12 protein-coding genes, 1 tRNA gene, 1 pseudogene and 1 riboswitch are annotated in these 14,789 nt (G+C 65.9%); of the genes and pseudogenes, 5 read left to right on the plus strand and 9 right to left on the minus strand.

What is annotated here, in order from left to right; genetic code table 11:
* Positions 1-7 precede the first annotated feature (7 nt).
* Positions 8-688, plus strand: a complete 681-nt coding sequence (locus ACZ9BC_RS19785; protein ID WP_476247418.1) for an HAD-IA family hydrolase — start codon at positions 8-10, stop codon at positions 686-688.
* Here ACZ9BC_RS19785 and ACZ9BC_RS19790 read toward each other — a convergent pair.
* From ACZ9BC_RS19790 to ACZ9BC_RS19800, 3 genes and pseudogenes are all read right to left on the minus strand, one after another.
* Positions 669-944, minus strand: coding sequence for a YdeI/OmpD-associated family protein (locus ACZ9BC_RS19790; RefSeq protein WP_476247419.1), 276 nt, complete (start codon positions 942-944; stop codon positions 669-671). The two genes, ACZ9BC_RS19785 and ACZ9BC_RS19790, sit on opposite strands and share 20 nt — an antisense overlap.
* A 108-nt stretch (positions 945-1,052) precedes the next feature.
* Positions 1,053-1,781: an aggregation-promoting factor C-terminal-like domain-containing protein gene (locus ACZ9BC_RS19795; protein ID WP_476247420.1), complete on the minus strand. Its 729-nt coding sequence runs from the start codon at positions 1,779-1,781 to the stop codon at positions 1,053-1,055.
* Positions 1,782-1,786: 5 nt separating this feature from the next.
* Positions 1,787-1,939, minus strand: a riboswitch (cyclic di-AMP (ydaO/yuaA leader).
* Positions 1,940-2,042: 103 nt separating this feature from the next.
* A pseudogene (locus ACZ9BC_RS19800) lies at positions 2,043-2,216 on the minus strand (ATP-binding protein); the annotation flags it as partial.
* A 745-nt stretch (positions 2,217-2,961) separates the two neighbouring features.
* On the opposite strand from ACZ9BC_RS19800, the gene ACZ9BC_RS19805 reads away from it, so the two are divergent.
* The 3 genes from ACZ9BC_RS19805 to ACZ9BC_RS19815 all read left to right on the plus strand — a co-directional run bounded on the left by ACZ9BC_RS19805 (position 2,962) and on the right by ACZ9BC_RS19815 (position 5,715).
* On the plus strand, positions 2,962-3,825 hold the full coding sequence (locus tag ACZ9BC_RS19805; RefSeq protein ID WP_476247421.1) for a winged helix-turn-helix domain-containing protein: 864 nt from the start codon (positions 2,962-2,964) through the stop codon (positions 3,823-3,825).
* Positions 3,826-4,063: 238 nt separating this feature from the next.
* Positions 4,064-4,591: a SixA phosphatase family protein gene (locus tag ACZ9BC_RS19810; RefSeq protein WP_476247422.1), complete on the plus strand. Its 528-nt coding sequence runs from the start codon at positions 4,064-4,066 to the stop codon at positions 4,589-4,591.
* A gap of 122 nt (positions 4,592-4,713) precedes the next feature.
* Entirely contained in the window at positions 4,714-5,715 is a 1,002-nt protein-coding gene (locus ACZ9BC_RS19815) for an EamA family transporter (protein WP_476247423.1), read from the plus strand.
* 490 nt (positions 5,716-6,205) lie between these two features.
* Here ACZ9BC_RS19815 and ACZ9BC_RS19820 read toward each other — a convergent pair whose 3' ends face one another.
* The 5 genes from ACZ9BC_RS19820 to ACZ9BC_RS19840 all read right to left on the minus strand — a co-directional run bounded on the left by ACZ9BC_RS19820 (position 6,206) and on the right by ACZ9BC_RS19840 (position 11,348).
* Positions 6,206-6,889 (minus strand): TetR/AcrR family transcriptional regulator, encoded by a 684-nt coding sequence (locus ACZ9BC_RS19820; protein WP_476247424.1) that lies wholly within the window; start codon positions 6,887-6,889, stop codon positions 6,206-6,208.
* Positions 6,886-8,922, minus strand: coding sequence for a YhgE/Pip family protein (locus ACZ9BC_RS19825; RefSeq protein ID WP_476247425.1), 2,037 nt, complete (start codon positions 8,920-8,922; stop codon positions 6,886-6,888). The genes ACZ9BC_RS19820 and ACZ9BC_RS19825 overlap by 4 nt, the downstream gene beginning before the upstream one ends.
* Complete coding sequence (locus tag ACZ9BC_RS19830) at positions 8,919-9,635, minus strand: ABC transporter ATP-binding protein (protein WP_476247426.1); 717 nt, start codon at positions 9,633-9,635, stop codon at positions 8,919-8,921. Before ACZ9BC_RS19830 ends, ACZ9BC_RS19825 begins: the two co-directional genes overlap by 4 nt.
* A 66-nt stretch (positions 9,636-9,701) precedes the next feature.
* On the minus strand, positions 9,702-11,156 hold the full coding sequence (locus ACZ9BC_RS19835) for a dihydrolipoyl dehydrogenase family protein (protein WP_476247427.1): 1,455 nt from the start codon (positions 11,154-11,156) through the stop codon (positions 9,702-9,704).
* Positions 11,157-11,274: 118 nt separating this feature from the next.
* Positions 11,275-11,348: transfer RNA gene (locus ACZ9BC_RS19840), tRNA-Arg, on the minus strand.
* Between the two features lie 277 nt (positions 11,349-11,625).
* Between ACZ9BC_RS19840 and ACZ9BC_RS19845 the strand changes: the two genes are divergently transcribed.
* Positions 11,626-13,455, plus strand: coding sequence for a phosphoenolpyruvate carboxykinase (GTP) (locus ACZ9BC_RS19845; protein ID WP_115525922.1), 1,830 nt, complete (start codon positions 11,626-11,628; stop codon positions 13,453-13,455).
* Between the two features lie 130 nt (positions 13,456-13,585).
* On the opposite strand, the gene ACZ9BC_RS19850 is transcribed toward ACZ9BC_RS19845, so the two are convergent.
* Positions 13,586-14,746 carry a globin domain-containing protein gene (locus ACZ9BC_RS19850; protein WP_476247428.1) on the minus strand — a complete coding sequence of 387 codons (1,161 nt, stop codon included), beginning with the start codon at positions 14,744-14,746 and terminating at the stop codon, positions 13,586-13,588.
* Positions 14,747-14,789 lie beyond the last annotated feature (43 nt).

The raw sequence follows: 14,789 nt of genomic DNA on the forward strand, positions 1-14,789 counted from the left end.
GGGAAGCATGAGCCATTCCGCTTCCGCCAGCCAACGAACCCTGACCTGCCGTGCCGTCCTGTTCGACATGGACGGCACGCTGGTGGACTCCACCGCCGTGGTGGAAGAGGTCTGGGGTGAATTCGCCGTGCGCTACAGCCTGGACTTCGAGGAGATCCTGCGGACGTCCCACGGTGTGCAGGCCATTGATACCGTCCGGCGCTTTGCCCCCGCCGGTGCTGATGTTCACGCCCTGGCTGCGGAGCTCGGCGCCATGGAGCGGGTCCGGACGGACGGCATCCTGGCGTTGGCCGGAGCGGCGCGGCTGCTGGGAGCCTTGCCCACCGACGCCGTCGCGCTGGTCACCTCCGCCGACCGTGTGCTGGCCGATATCCGCATGGCCGCTGCGGGGCTGCCAATGCCGGCCATTGCAGTTACGGCCGAACAGGTGAGCCGCGGCAAGCCGGACCCGGAAGGCTACCTCAAGGCAGCAGCCCTCCTGGGAGCGGACCCGGCGGAGGCGCTGGTGTTCGAGGACGCCCCCGCCGGCATTGCCGCAGGCGTTGCTGCTGGCATCCGCACCGTGGCTGTGGGGCCGAACACCGGACCGCTGCCGGACGGCGTGCTGCACATCGCGGACTACAGCAGTGTCACCGCCGTTGTGGACGCGGACGGCAACGGCCAGCCGGTTATTTCTTTGCGGCTTTGAAATCCGACACAACCTTGGCGATCCGCCGCGCCCGGGTTTCCGGTGCCGTGGCGTTATCCAGCGGCTCTACATACCGCCGCTGGGCGCTGTAGCTGAGGGTGGCGTAGCGCTCCTGCGCAGCCGGCTCCGCAGCCATCGCTGCCATGGTCACCACCACCGGAGGCCGCCTGCCGGCCCCCAGCCCCTCCACAACATGCTCGGGAACCTCGATGCCGGTCTTATTGCCGCTGCCCTGGATGGTGGTGGTGAAGTTCATGGTTCAAAATAAACCCGGCCCCGGACCGGCTTCAACAGAAGCGGCCCCCTTCAAAAGAAGAGGGCGGCTTCAACATGCTAGTGCCGCTTCAACGGCGGCAGCGCAGGCTTAGTACCAGTTGTTGGCGTAGTGGAAGTTCAGCGCGCCGCACGGGGACTGGTAACGCTCCTGGATGTAGTTCAGGCCCCAGTTGATCTGCGTGCGGTAGTTGGTGAGGTAGTCGGCGCCGGAACTCGCCATCTTCTCGGCAGGCAGGGACTGCACGATGCCGTAGGCGCCGCTGCTGGGGTTGGTGGCCGTGGTGGTCCAGTCCGATTCCTTGTCCCACAGCGTCACCAGGCACTGCATCTGGTCCGCGGCCCAGCCGTAGGATGCCAGCTGGCCGGCTGCGTAAGCCTGGGCACCTGCGGGGTCATTAACCGCGACGACGGGAGCCGGCTCGGGTGCCGGTGCCGGTGCCGGAGCGGGCGCGGGTTCAGGGGCCGGTGCCGGAGCAGGTTCAACCGGAGCAGGCTCGGGTGCGGGGGCCGGTGCCGGCTCCGCCGCCTGCGGCACAACGTTGATCGCAGGGGGCGCGGGTGACTGAGCCGGGTTGGACCGGATCTCGCTCTTCTCGATGCTCATCTGCGCATCCGAATCCGCTGCGGACTGGGCGCTTGATGAGACTGTAGTCATGGCATTGGTCGCCTGGCCTGCGGCGCCTACTCCGACCAGCAGCGCACAGGACGCTGCCAGGACTGCGGCACGCTGGCCAAAGGTGAAGTTCTTGCCTTCAGGACGCTCCGCATTGCTGTCAGAGCCGTTTTTCGGGCGCGGTTCTACCGGGAATTTGAACATGATTGATCGCCTCTCACACCTGCGGAGTTAGCTGTCGGGTTCGGATGAGGGCATCCGGCCACACGGAAAGATCACGTGCTGGCTTAACCCCAAGGGCAGTACATGCCCGGGACGGTGGGTCCCCCGCCTCTGCCTTGGTCAATCGGGGAGATCCGGGAAGTGGCAGAGCTTGGCGTCATCCGGATATGCGGTCCGAACGGGAACCGCACCCAATCGACGGTACAGGAGTGCAGGACTTAAGTCACATTTAGGTAACGGAGATCACGACGGCGGCGCGTCGCCTTGCCCCTTTTGATGAAGGAGTGGCAGTTGCAGGGCGAACTCCGCACGGCTCGGCCGTGACGTCACCGTTATCCGGCCGCCGTGAGCTTCCGCGATCGACTGCACGATGGACAGGCCCAGGCCGCTGGCGCCTTCGGCCGCGGAGGGTGCCGCCTGGCCTTCCGATCCTTTCGACGGACCACCGGCTGTCCGCAGCCCCATGCTCATCAGCTCGCAGAGGCTGGACTCATCGTCCACGACCAGGGTGCGGATGGGGACCCGTGCGGGTGCGAGAGTTTGGGGAGGTTGTACTGCCCCGCTCCTGCTGCAGGGATGCCACCGATCCTTGGGCAGGGCCTTCGGTAACGCCTCCACGTGCCGTTCCATCCTTTTTGGTGCCCCAGCCCAAAAAATTTTCCTGCCCCGCCAGCGCGCCGCTGGACATAGCAGGGAGGTAAGGAGTCCGATTTTGGGATTCTGCCCTCAGTTGAATAAAAGAGCACGAAAGGAGTGTTTCGGCGAAGGATGTTGCGAAATACTCCCTTCGAGGTCCACTCATCGGATAACGAACGTTATTCTTTAGGGACTTCCGGAATCGTGATCTGCGCCACAACGGAGCATTTTGTCTCACCATGCGGACGATTGCGTCCATTGTTACTTGCAAGTTGCCATTGTTACGCTGCACACTTCCAATGTGAACAAGAACTCAACAGCACCTGCAGCCGCAGAATATTGGCCCAGCACATCAGCTGCTGCCGACATGCGCTGTTGTCGAATGCACGCCTGACCTTCCCACCCGCCGAAGTTCCTAGGCATTCGCCCCCCAGCCCAGCGTCGGGCGCCCCTCTCCAATTCGCATTGCGGGGAAACCCAGCATTCGAGCCGCTACTGCGGCCATTCACATTGAGGTAAGCATTCCATGTCAGTTGCATCCGGATACGTCCACATTTCCGTCCGTAACGCCGCCAAGGCCGGCCAGCCCTCCGGCCTGCGCCCCGGCTTCGGGCCCCGCCCGTCGCTCTCGCCGTCATCCGGAAGCAGCTTCCCGGCGCAGGGCTACGCCCCGCAGGGATACAACCCCAACTCCTACGGCCAGCTGCGCGCTGTTCCGCCGGCCGAGTCTGCGCCCCTGACCGCACCCACCCCTGTGGTAGCAGGACCCAACGCAGTACGTCCCGTCGCAAACGACACCGTGGCCCGCGGATTCGTCCTCTACATGGGCATCGACGAGGAAACCGCGGCCGCTGCAGGCACCTCCATTGCCAAGCTCGCCCAGGAAATCCGCGCCTACGCCCAGTCCCTGGTGACCGGGGCCGAGAGCTACGCGGCCGTGGCCGTTGCCCCCGCCGGCACCCCCGGTTCCGCGCTCGACGTCGTCCGTTCCACCTTCGGTGACCCCACCGTCAACTCCCGCCAGCGCACGGAGACGCCCCGTCCGCAGCAGCCGCAGGAGCCGCGCCCGTCCGGTGTCCTCATCGACCTCGCCCGCCGCGAAGTGCACCTCGACGGCGAGTCACTCAACCTCACGTTCAAGGAGTTCGAGCTCCTGAACTACCTCGTGGAGAACGGCACCCGCACCGTGGGCCGCGACGAACTCCTCGAAGGCCTGTGGCGCAATGCCGAGGAAGTGCCCAACGAGCGCACCATCGACGTCCACATCCGCCGGCTCCGCTCCAAGCTGGGCCGCCTCGCCAACACCGTCCGCACCGTCCGCGGCCAGGGCTACCGGTTCTACGAACACCCCGAAGTTGTGGTCTGGGCCGCTCCGGAATACTCGATCTAGCACTCAGCGACGCCCGAAAGCGGCATTTCGCCGTGCCTTAGACACCTCCTTCGTTCCTCCCCACCGCCTCCCTCGCCTCGCAAGCTCGGCCAGGGAACCCGGGCGGCGTGGCCCCCGGCGATGCGGCACTACGCGAAATGCCGCTTTTGCGCGTCCGGCCTCTCCGGGCATGTGCCTCCGCGGCTGGTTGGGCTCCGTCGGTGCGCCCCATAATTTCCGGGCCGACTAGGCTTGGGGCATGAGTGAGCACCATCTTCGACGGCTTGTGATCATGCGGCATGCCAAGGCCGACTGGCCCGGGGGCGTGGCTGACCATGAGCGGCCGCTGGAGGAACGCGGACACCGGGAAGCCCCGCTGGCCGGACGCTGGCTGCTCAAGCACAACATCGTTCCGGATTTCATCCTGTGCTCCAGCGCGCTGCGGACCCGGCAGACCTGCACCTGGGTGTGCTCCGAACTCGGTGACAAGGCCCCCACCCCCAAACTGGAAGACGGGCTCTACGCTGCTTCGGCGTTGCGGATGCTCACTGTCATCAACCACGTGCCGGACACCGTCACCACGCTCATGCTGATCTCCCACCTGCCCGGCGTCCAGGACCTGGCCATGCACCTGGCCTCACGGGACTCCGACCACGACGCCTACATGGATGCCGCCACCCGCTTTCCCACCAGCGCACTGACGGTTCTGGAGACGGAAAAATCGTGGGCGGAGCTGGACGGACAGGACGCCCGCATCACGAAATTCAAGGTTCCGCGCGCCCATTGACCCATGTAGGTCGCGCCAAGTGCCGTTATAAGCACTCAAAACGGCATATAGCGCTACCCAGTTGGGGCCGTGATTTCCCGCAGCAGCCCCGCAATGTGCCCGCGCTCTGACACAGTGGGAGCGTGAACCTCCGAGATTCCCTCCTCGCCGCCCTGGTTGCCGTCCTGTGGGGCCTGAACTTCGTTGCCATCGACGTCGGGCTCCACCCCGAAGGCCACGAAGTGCCCCCGCTCCTGTTTGTGGCAATGCGCTTTGTGCTCGTCGTCTTCCCGTGGATCTTCTTCATCAGGAAACCGGACGTCAGCTGGAAGGCGATCGTCGGCGTCGGGCTGTTCATGAGCGCGGGCCAGTTCGGCCTCCTGTACCTGTCCATGGCGCTGGGCATGCCGGCGGGCCTCGCGTCGCTGGTGCTGCAGGCCCAGGTGCTGCTGACGGTCCTCCTCGCCGCCGCCTTCCTGGGAGAGCGGCCGAACCGCAGGCAGCTGGCAGGTGTTGTCCTGGGCGTGGCGGGCCTGGCGGTGGTTGCAGTGGGGCGCAGCGCCGTGGCACCGCTGTTGCCCCTGCTCATTGTGCTGGCCGCGGCCCTCTCCTGGGCTGCCGGAAATGTTATTGCCCGCAAGGCCAAGGCTGCCTCCGGACTTGGCCTGGTGGTCTGGTCCGGTGCGGTGGTGCCGTTGCCCCTGACCGCGCTTTCCCTGCTCGTCGACGGCCCGGACGAGGTCATCGCCACGCTCACCACCCTGCAGCCGCCCACAATCCTCAGCGCCCTCTACACCGCGGTGTTTGCCTCGCTCGTGGGCTACGGAATCTGGAACCGGCTCCTGGCCAGCCACCCGTCGTCGGCCGTTGTTCCATTCACTTTGCTGGTCCCCGTGGTGGGGATGACGGCTGCCTGGCTGGCATTGGGGGAGGTTCCGACGCCCGCCGAACTGGGCGGCGGGCTGCTGCTCCTGGGCGGGGTTGCGACGGCGGTGCTCACCTTTGGCGGCCGGCGGCGTCAGCGCCGGGTTGCCGAACCGGCGCCTGGCTTGGGTGCAGGCTTGCGGACCGGCGGGACGGACGACGACGGCCGCTTGGCTGCCGCGGGCACCCTCGCCGGAGCGCGTGAACCGGAGGGCCGCTGAGCTGTTGCTGTGTTCCTTGCGACAGGGCGTGCCGTTGTGGCGGCCGCACGGCCCTGTGCTGGGGACTGCCTGCCGCTCGGGGTGCCGGGCCGCCGTCCGGCGGGCCAGGCGGCGCCGAGGAAAAGGACGAGCAGGGTGGCGACGGACGAGGCAGCCGCACCAATGAAGTAGTTGTCAGGGTCGCTGGTGGGCAGGGGAGTGCCCAGGAATGAGGACTGTCCGTCGTATGCCAATTCCCACGTGCCCATAAACGCCAGGGCGAAGCCGACCGTGAGGCTGGTGCCGGCGCCTGCGGCCAGCAGCATGAACCGCCGACCCCGGGCGAGGATCTCGGCCACAGCGGCAACGTAGGCCAGGCCCAGGACCCCCAGGAACGCGACGAACACCGGTTCCGCGAGCGTGATTCCCGTGAGTACAAGCAACCCGGCAGCGACGACGCCGCAGATGACCGCAAACTTTCCGCTGTTCCCCATATGCCGCATGAGCACCATCATTCCTGAGGAACATCCGGCTTCAGCACGTAGCCGCGCATGATGGCCATGATTGCTGCAACGCTTTGGTCACGGGTGCGCTCTGGATTGTAGGTCTGGCGGTCCAGGCCCACTACGAAGCAGGCACCAAAAATGGCCGTCTCCAGGCTGCCCCGGGACACCGATTCGTCCACGGGGTAGGCCTTCGCCACGCTCTCCACCGCTTGCGCGATCACGGCCAGCAGCTCACCGCGCAGTACCGTGAATGTTCCTTGCCATTCACTGGGCGTCCGCCAGTTTTCGCTGACCCAGAGACGTGCGAAGGATGGATACTCGGACATGAAATCCATGGCCTGCCCGATCATGGCCTCCATGGCCAGCAAAGGGTCTCTGGCTGTCCCTGGGCCCACTGTCCCGTCCTCTGCCGCTCCCAGCAGGCGGGCCTTGAGGATGTCCACGCCGTGCCGCAGCAGCTGGGCAATGAGTTCGGCCTTGCTGCCGAAGTTGTAATAGACGGTGCCCTTGGACACTCCGGCGGCGGCGGCAATCTCGTCCACGGTGACGTTGGCGGCACCGCGTTCACCAATGAGTTCCATGCAGGCGTCGAAGAGCTTTTGCCGCGTGGCGGTGGTCCGTGCCGGGCGCTGTCCCGTCGGTGTCGGCCCCTTCGGTGCTGGCCCTTTCGGTGGTGCCCCGGAGGTCATACGGCGATCTCCGGTTTGAGCGTCTTCAGCGTCCAGTACTTGTTCTTGCGGACGGCCAGCGTGGACAGGGCCGTGCCCAGCAGGGTGTAGCCCAGGAGCCCGGCCACCGTGGGAGCAATCATGGAAAGGTCGGCGCCGTAAATCAGGTGCCTCATGCCGGTGACCACGTAGCCCATGGGCAGGATTTCGTGGACCACGTGCAGGGGCTGCGGAGTGGTCTGCCAGGGGAATGTTCCGCCGGAGGACACCAGCTGGAGCACCAGCAGGATCAGCACCACCAGTTTGCCGGGTGAGCCCAGCAGTGCCACCACGCCCTGGATGATGGCGCTGAAGGCCATGGCTGCAGCAAGCATAAAGAGCCACATCAGGACCGGGTGGGCAGGGTTCAGGCCAAGGGCGAGGTTCACCACCAGGGTCAGGAGGGTGGCCTGCACGACGGAGACGGCCAGGAACGGAAGCCAGCCCCCCAGGGCGATCTTCCATGACGGGGCGTTGGAGGCGAGCGCCCGCTGGGTGATGGGACGCATCACCTGCACCAGCATAAAGATGCCGATCCACAGGGCCAGGGTAAGGAAGAACGGGGCAAGTCCCGCCCCGTATGAATCGGCCTTTGCCTGCGAAACGTTGCTGACCGCAACAGGATCCGCCATGACACGGGACAGGTTGCTCTTTTGGGCGTCATCCGGGTTGGGTACCTGCCCTGCTCCCTTGCCGATCTCGTCGGCGAGGGTCCGTGAGCCGTCCGCGGCCGTGCCGGCGCCTTCCTCCAGCTGGGCTGCGCCCGCGTCCAGCTTCCGCGCACCGTCCACCAGGGCGGCGGTGCCGTCCAGGGCTGCCTGCCCACCGGTGGCAAGCGTGGCAGCACCCGTGTGCAACTGGTCGGCTCCGCCGGATGCCTGCTGGATCGCGTCCCGAAGCGCCGGCGTACTGGCGGCCAGCTGCGCGGCACCCACACTGACGGCTTCGGCGTCGTCGGCCAGCTGCTGGATCTGGGCCGCGTCGGTCTGGATTTTGGTTTTTGCCGCTGCAACAGGGCTGGATGCTGCCACCGCATCGAAATCGGCCAGGACGCCATCAGCCTGCTCCTGGGTCAGGACGCCGGACGCGATAAGCCGGGTGTTGGCTTCGATAACCCGTGTACGGAGGCCCTGGTCGGCGGCGTCCAGCTGGGCTGCTACGTCCTGGACCTTGGTATTCAGCTGGGCGTTCCCCGCGGCCACCTGTGCGGCCCCGTTGGCGAGGGTCTGCGTATCGGTGGGCAACGAGGCGGTCTTGTCCTTGAGGGTGGACAGTCCGCTGCTCAGCTGCCCGGCGCCGTCGGTCAGCTGGTTGGCGCCGTCCCGCAGCCTCAGCTGCCCGGCATACAGCTCGGAGGCTCCGCTGCTGAGCCCGGTGGTCCCCTCATGAAGGGTGACCGTGCCGTCTCGAAGGCCTGCTACGCCGCTGGCCAGCTGTCCGGCGCCTTCGGCTGCCTTGACCATCCGGGTGTGGATGGTGCCAAAGCCGGTGAGCAGCTGGTTGGCAGTTTCCTCGCCCACCTCGGTGGCCACCGTGGAGTGGACCGACGTCGTCAGTTTGTCCACGATGGTGCTCAGAAGGTAATTGTTGGCGTCGTTGGTAGTGACGTTGAGCATCGCTTTGCTGGCCGAATCAAAGCTGCCCGGCGATACCAGGTTGGCGGAAAAGTCCTTCGGAATTTTCAGTGCAAATGCGTACTTGCCGTCGCTGACACCCTGGTCGGCTTCGGCCGTGCTGTCCACGGGCACCCAGTGGAAGACGTTCCCTTCCACCAGGCTGTCCGCCACCTTGGTGCCGGCTGAAAGGTGGCTGCCGTCGCTGGCTGTGGCGCCCGAATCCTCCATTACCAGGGCGGCATCCAGGTGGTCCAGGTTGCCGTACGGATCCCAGTTGGCGTACAGGTATACGGCGCCGTACAAGAGCGGCACCATGGTCAGGGCAAGGATTGTCAGTTTGGGCAGCAGACCGCCGGTCATGCGCTTGAGTTCTGAGCGGGCCAGCCGCAGTACGGTCACTTGGCAACCTCTGTTTCGAGTTCGGTGTCCTGGTTGTCAGGCTGGGCGGTGGCGTCCGGCTGCTGTTTTGCCTGCCGTGCGGGCTGGTGCTGGATGGCATTGCCGACCGCGGCCGTGGGCCCCGTCCACGACGGCGGGAGGGCACTGACCGCAGCGACGACGGCAAGTTGCCTGCCGCCGTCGGACGCTAAACGCTGCAGCCGTGGCAGCCAGTCGCCGTCGTCCGCGCTGTGCCGGTCAGGGGAGTCGACAACCAGCAAGTCCGTGCGGGGGTTGGCCAGCGCCAGCGCCGTCAAAAGTTCCAGGCGCCTGCCGGGCGCCAGCTGCTCTGTCCAAAGGTCCGCGATGTCCTCGAAGCTGTTCACTTTGAGCCAGGGTTTGCTGAGCAGGGCTCCCCGGTAGCGGCGCGGCACCAGGGCAAGGTCCTCCGTCACCAGGTCTCGGACACTCAGGTGCTGCTCGGGTTCATTGACCCCGGGGGAGTCCACCAGCGCACTGGCCACCCGGAGCGGCCTGACGCGCTCCTGGTTGTCCCAGCTGATGAGGCCGCTGCTGGCCTTCATCCTGCCGCTGAGAACGAGGGAGAGGGATGTCCGCTGGTCCTGCCGGCCCGCGGTCACGAGCAGCAGTTCGCCACGGCTGACCTGGAGTGAGGTGGGGGGAAGCAGGGGATCGCGGCGGCCTTTGACGTGAAGCTGGTGTGCTGAGAGCAAGGTTGCCTTTCACAGAATGCGTCTGCTTCCAGCCTAACTAAACTGACCAGTCAGTACAAATAGGTCTTAGAGGCCGTACTTTTCCAAAAGACGCAGCCATACCTCGCTGATGGTGGGGTAGGAGGGAACGGCGTGCCATAGACGGTCGAGCGGAACCTCGCCCACCACGGCGATCGTGGCGGCGTGCAGCAGTTCAGCCACGTCCGGTCCCGCGAAGGTAGCACCGAGGAGCACCCTCCGGTCCTCGTCCACCACCAGCTGGGCCCAGCCTTCGTAGTTCTCGGAGTGGAGCGAGGATCCGGCAACCTGGATGGGAAGCTCCACGGAGGAGGCGTTGTACCCGTCGTTCCGCGCCTTCTCCAGGGTCCGGCCCACGGAGGCCAGTTCGGGGTCGGTGAAAACGACGCTCGGGACGGCGTGCTGGTTGGCGGTCTGGGCGTACCGGCTCCAGGCGCCCGGCGTGCCCTTAAGTTCCCCCTTTGCCCGCGCGGCGATGGCATCGCCGCTGGCGCGGGCCTCGTACTTCCCCTGGTGGGTGAAGAGGTTCTTCCCGGCGGCGTCCCCCACCGCGTAGAGCCAGGGCTCGTCACCGGGAGTTCCACGCACCAGGCCGGACTCGTCCGTTGCCAACACCAGGCGGCCGTGCCCGTCCGGTTCGAAGCCGAGGCTCTCCAGGCCAAGGCCCTCCAGGGCAGGATGCCGGCCGGTGGATACCAGGACCTTGTCCACGGTGAGGGTGGTTCCGTCACCCAGCTCGAGGCTGAACGTGCCGTCGTCGTTCCCGCTGATGCGCTCCGTGGCTGTATCAAGGCGCAGCTCCACGCCGTCCGCACGCAGGCCGGCCGCCACCAGGCCGGCAGCCTCCCGCGGGAAGTTTCCGAGCAGTCCGCTGCGCGCGACGAGGGTCACGGCTGATCCCAGCCGGGCGAAGGCCTGGGCCAGCTCGGTGCCTGCCACGCCGCCGCCCAGTACGGCAAGCCGTTCCGGAACCTCGCTGGCCGACGTGGCTTCGCGGGTGCCCCACACCTGCACGTCCTGCAGTCCCTCGATGGGAGGCATGGTGGGCATGGCACCGGTGGCCAGGACTACTGCATGACGTGCCTGCAGTTGGTGCGACGTGCCGTCCAGCCCCGCCACCTCGACCATTTTCGGCGCCGTCAGCCAGCCGTGGCCGCGCACCAGTTCGATCCCGGTCTCCTTGACCCACGAAACCTGGCTGTCGTCCTGCCAGTTGGCGGTGAAGTAATCCCTGCGCTTCAGGACGGCGGCGGCGTCCAGTGTACGGGTGACCGCTTCCTTGGCTCCGGGCGTGGTCTGTGCTCCGTGCAGGGCGGTGCCGGGCCGGAGCATTGCCTTCGACGGCATGCATGCCCAGTAGGAGCATTCACCGCCCACCAGCTCCGCCTCCACCAGCACAGCGGTGAGCCCGCCCTGCACAACCCGGTCGGCCACGTTTTCCCCCACGGCGCCTGCGCCGATCACCACAACATCAAATTCGCGTTCAACAGGCTGGGGCGTCATGGGGAAAGCCTACGCCCCGAGGTGGCGCGGGAAGCGCGGGTTGGCGGCCAGCCCGGGAGGCGGTAACAAAACTTAAAACAAAAGGTCCGCACCAGCGAACCGGTGCGGACCTTGTCGGTGCGCCCAAAGGGATTCGAACCCCTGACCTTCTGTTCCGTAGACAGACGCTCTATCCAGCTGAGCTATGGGCGCATCTCGTGTTCCTGGAGAAGAACCGCTCTCCCTGAACCTCGAATTACTTTACGCGAGGGTTGGCCGTAGTGCCAAATCGAAAGGCGTGTAATCTGCACGACTAGACCGGTATAGGTGACCTTCGTCACTTAATCGGCCTATTTCCAGCAACTATTCCTTGGATTTACGCGGATTCCCGTCTGAAGCTGCAGATTCCCTAAGCATGCTCCCAAAAAACGGCAGTGGTCCGGACCATAGCATTTAGGACACACCGATGAACCCGAGGAAGGGAACCGCAATGGGCGATCTGGCGCAGAAGCCGCTGCTTGAGAATGCACCCACCACACATGCCGGTCTGCTGGCATGGGTCGAAGAGGTTGCTGAGCTTACGCAGCCGGACCGCATCTACTGGGTTGACGGGTCCGAAGAGGAAAACACCCGTCTCACCGATGAGCTTGTTGCAGCCGGCACCCTGACCCGGCTGAACCAGGAGTTGTTCCCGAACTCCTTCGCCGCCTTCTCGGACCCCGCTGACGTGGCCCGGGTTGAAGAGCAGACCTTCATCTGCTCCGAGAACAGGCACGACGCCGGCTTCACCAACAACTGGATGCCCCCGGCCGAGATGAAGGACAAGCTGCGCGGGCTGTTCGCCGGCTGCATGCGCGGCCGCACCATGTACGTCATCCCGTTCGTCATGGGCCACCTCGACGCCGAAGACCCGAAGTTCGGCGTCGAAATCACGGACAGCGCCTACGTTGTTGCCTCCATGCGCATCATGGCCCGCATTGGCACTGATGTCCTGAACCGGATCACCGAAACCAATGCCTTCTACGTTCCCGCGCTGCACTCCCTGGGTGCTCCGCTGGAAGCAGGCCAGGCGGACGTGCCGTGGCCGTGCAACCCGGACAAGTGGATTGTCCACTTCCCGGAAGAGCGCTCCATCTGGTCCTTCGGCTCCGGCTACGGCGGCAACGCCCTGCTGGGCAAGAAGTGCTACGCACTGCGCATCGCCTCCGTCATGGCACACGACGAGGGCTGGCTCGCTGAGCACATGCTCATCCTCAAGCTCACCTCCCCGGAGCAGAAGACCTACTACCTGTCCGCGGCGTTCCCCTCCGCCTGCGGCAAGACCAACCTCGCCCTGCTCGATCCCACCATCAAGGGATGGAAGGTGGAGACCCTCGGCGACGACATCACCTGGATGCGGTTCGGCAAGGAAGGCGAGCTGCGCGCCGTCAACCCCGAGGCCGGCCTCTTTGGCGTCGCCCCGGGCACCGGCTGGGGCACCAACCCCAACGCCATGCGCGCCATCGCCAAGGGCAACAGCATCTTCACCAACGTGGCACTGACCGACGACGGCGGCGTCTGGTGGGAGGGCATGACCGAGGAAGTGCCCGCACACCTGACCGACTGGCAGGGCAACTCCTGGACTCCGGACTCGGACAAGCCCGCCGCCCACCCCAACTCGCGCTTCTGCACCCCGATCGACCAGATCGACATGCTGGCCGAGGAATACCACAGCCCCAACGGCGTGGAGCTGTCCGCCATCCTGTTCGGCGGCCGCCGCAAGACCACCATCCCGCTGGTCACCGAGGCCCGCAGCTGGACCAACGGCATCTTCATGGGCTCCACCCTGTCCTCCGAGACCACTGCCGCGGCAGCCGGTGCGGTGGGCGTGGTCCGCCGCGACCCGATGGCCATGCTCCCCTTCATCGGCTACGACGCAGGCGACTACCTGAACCACTGGGTCAACCTGTCCGCCAAGGCCAACCCGGAGCGCCTGCCCAAGATATTCCTGGTCAACTGGTTCCGCCGGAACTCCGAGGGCGGCTTCGCCTGGCCCGGCTTCGGCGACAACGCCCGCGTCCTGAAGTGGGCCATCGAGCGCCTCGAAGGCAAGGCCGACGCCGTAGAGACCCCCATCGGGTTCGTTCCCACCGGTGACGCCATTGACCTCGAAGGCCTCGACATGACCCCGGCGCAGGTTGAGGAAGCTGTCAAGGTTGACCCCACCGAGTGGGCCGCCGAGCTTGCCTCCATCGAGGAATGGTTCGCCAACTTCGGCGACTCCCTCCCGGAGGCACTCCAGTCCGAGCTCGCCGGGCTGAAGAAGCGCCTGGGCCAGTAGCCAAAAAAGTACGACGACGGTCCCGCACCTTTGCGAAAAGGTGCGGGACCGTCGTCGTTCCTCAATCGATTGCTCCGTAATTGCCCTTTTCGCTTGTCAAAACGGCGCTTTCGGAGCAATCGATGAGGGGTTAGCCGGCCAGCCAGATGTCCGGTCCGAAGACTTCGTAGTGGATCCGGGTGGCCGGAATGCCGGCGTTGATGGCCTCGTTGCGGATGTTCTTCATGAACGGCAGCGGCCCGCAGAGGTAGAGGGACGCGTCAGCGGGCAGGTCCACTTCCCGCAGCGACATGAAGCCCTCCCGGGCGCCCGCCTCAGGCTTTTCCAGCCACAGCTGGAGTTCGGCACTGTCCAGGCGCTGCACGTCGTCCGTCATCTGGCCGCGCAGGGCCCAGCTGTCCAGGGTGCTCTCGGCGTGCAGCACCAGGACCTGCCGGTCCGTTCCGGCCTCGGCGAGTGAACGCAGGATGGACGCGGTGGGGGTGCAGCCGATCCCGGCGGAGGCCAGGACCACCGGGCCGTCTCCGTCCTTGAGGGTGATCTCGCCGTATGGGTTCGAGATCTCGAGGATGTCGCCCACCTGCACATTGTTGTGAAGCACGGGGGAGACCTCGCCGCCGTCGTCCAGCTTGGTGGTGAAGGTGCGGTTGGTGCCGGCGTCCGCGGACAGGGAATACTGGCGGACCTGCCGCAGGCCTTCGGGCAGGACTACCTTGACGCTGATGTACTGGCCCGGGAGCGCCGCGGTGACCGGCGTATCGTCGGCCGGCTCCAACGTAAAGGTCATGGCACCCGTGCCGGCGGGAGTCTTGGCCGCAACCCGCCAAGGCATCCACGTCCGGCCATTGGCCTGGCTGGCGTACAGTCCCTTTTCGATCTTGATCAGGGCATCGGCCATCAGCCAGTAGACCTCGGTCCAGGCTTCCGCGATCTCCGGTGTGATGACCTCGGCGAGGTCCTCGGCGATGGCGGCGAACAGGTGCTCGTAGACCACCTGGTACTGGGGCTCAGTGATGCCCAGGGAAGCGTGCTTGTGCGCGATCCGGGACAGGACGGCCTCGGGGAGCGTGCCCGGGTTGCTGAGCAGGTGGGCCGCGAACGCCGCAATGCTGCCTGCCAGTGCCTGCTGCTGGTTGCCTGACCGCTGGTTGGAGCGGCTGAAAAGTCCGTCCAGCAATTCCGGATGGGCAGCGAAAAGGCGGGAGTAGAACTTGGGCGTGATCGCGCCGATCCGCGACCCGACGAGCGGAAGGGTGGCTTCAATGACGGGGCGGGACTTTTCCGAGAGCATACGGACTCCTGAGATAGCGGCCGGGGCCTTCGTCCGGCCAGTC

The organism is Pseudarthrobacter sp. TE3704 (assembly GCF_056279405.1).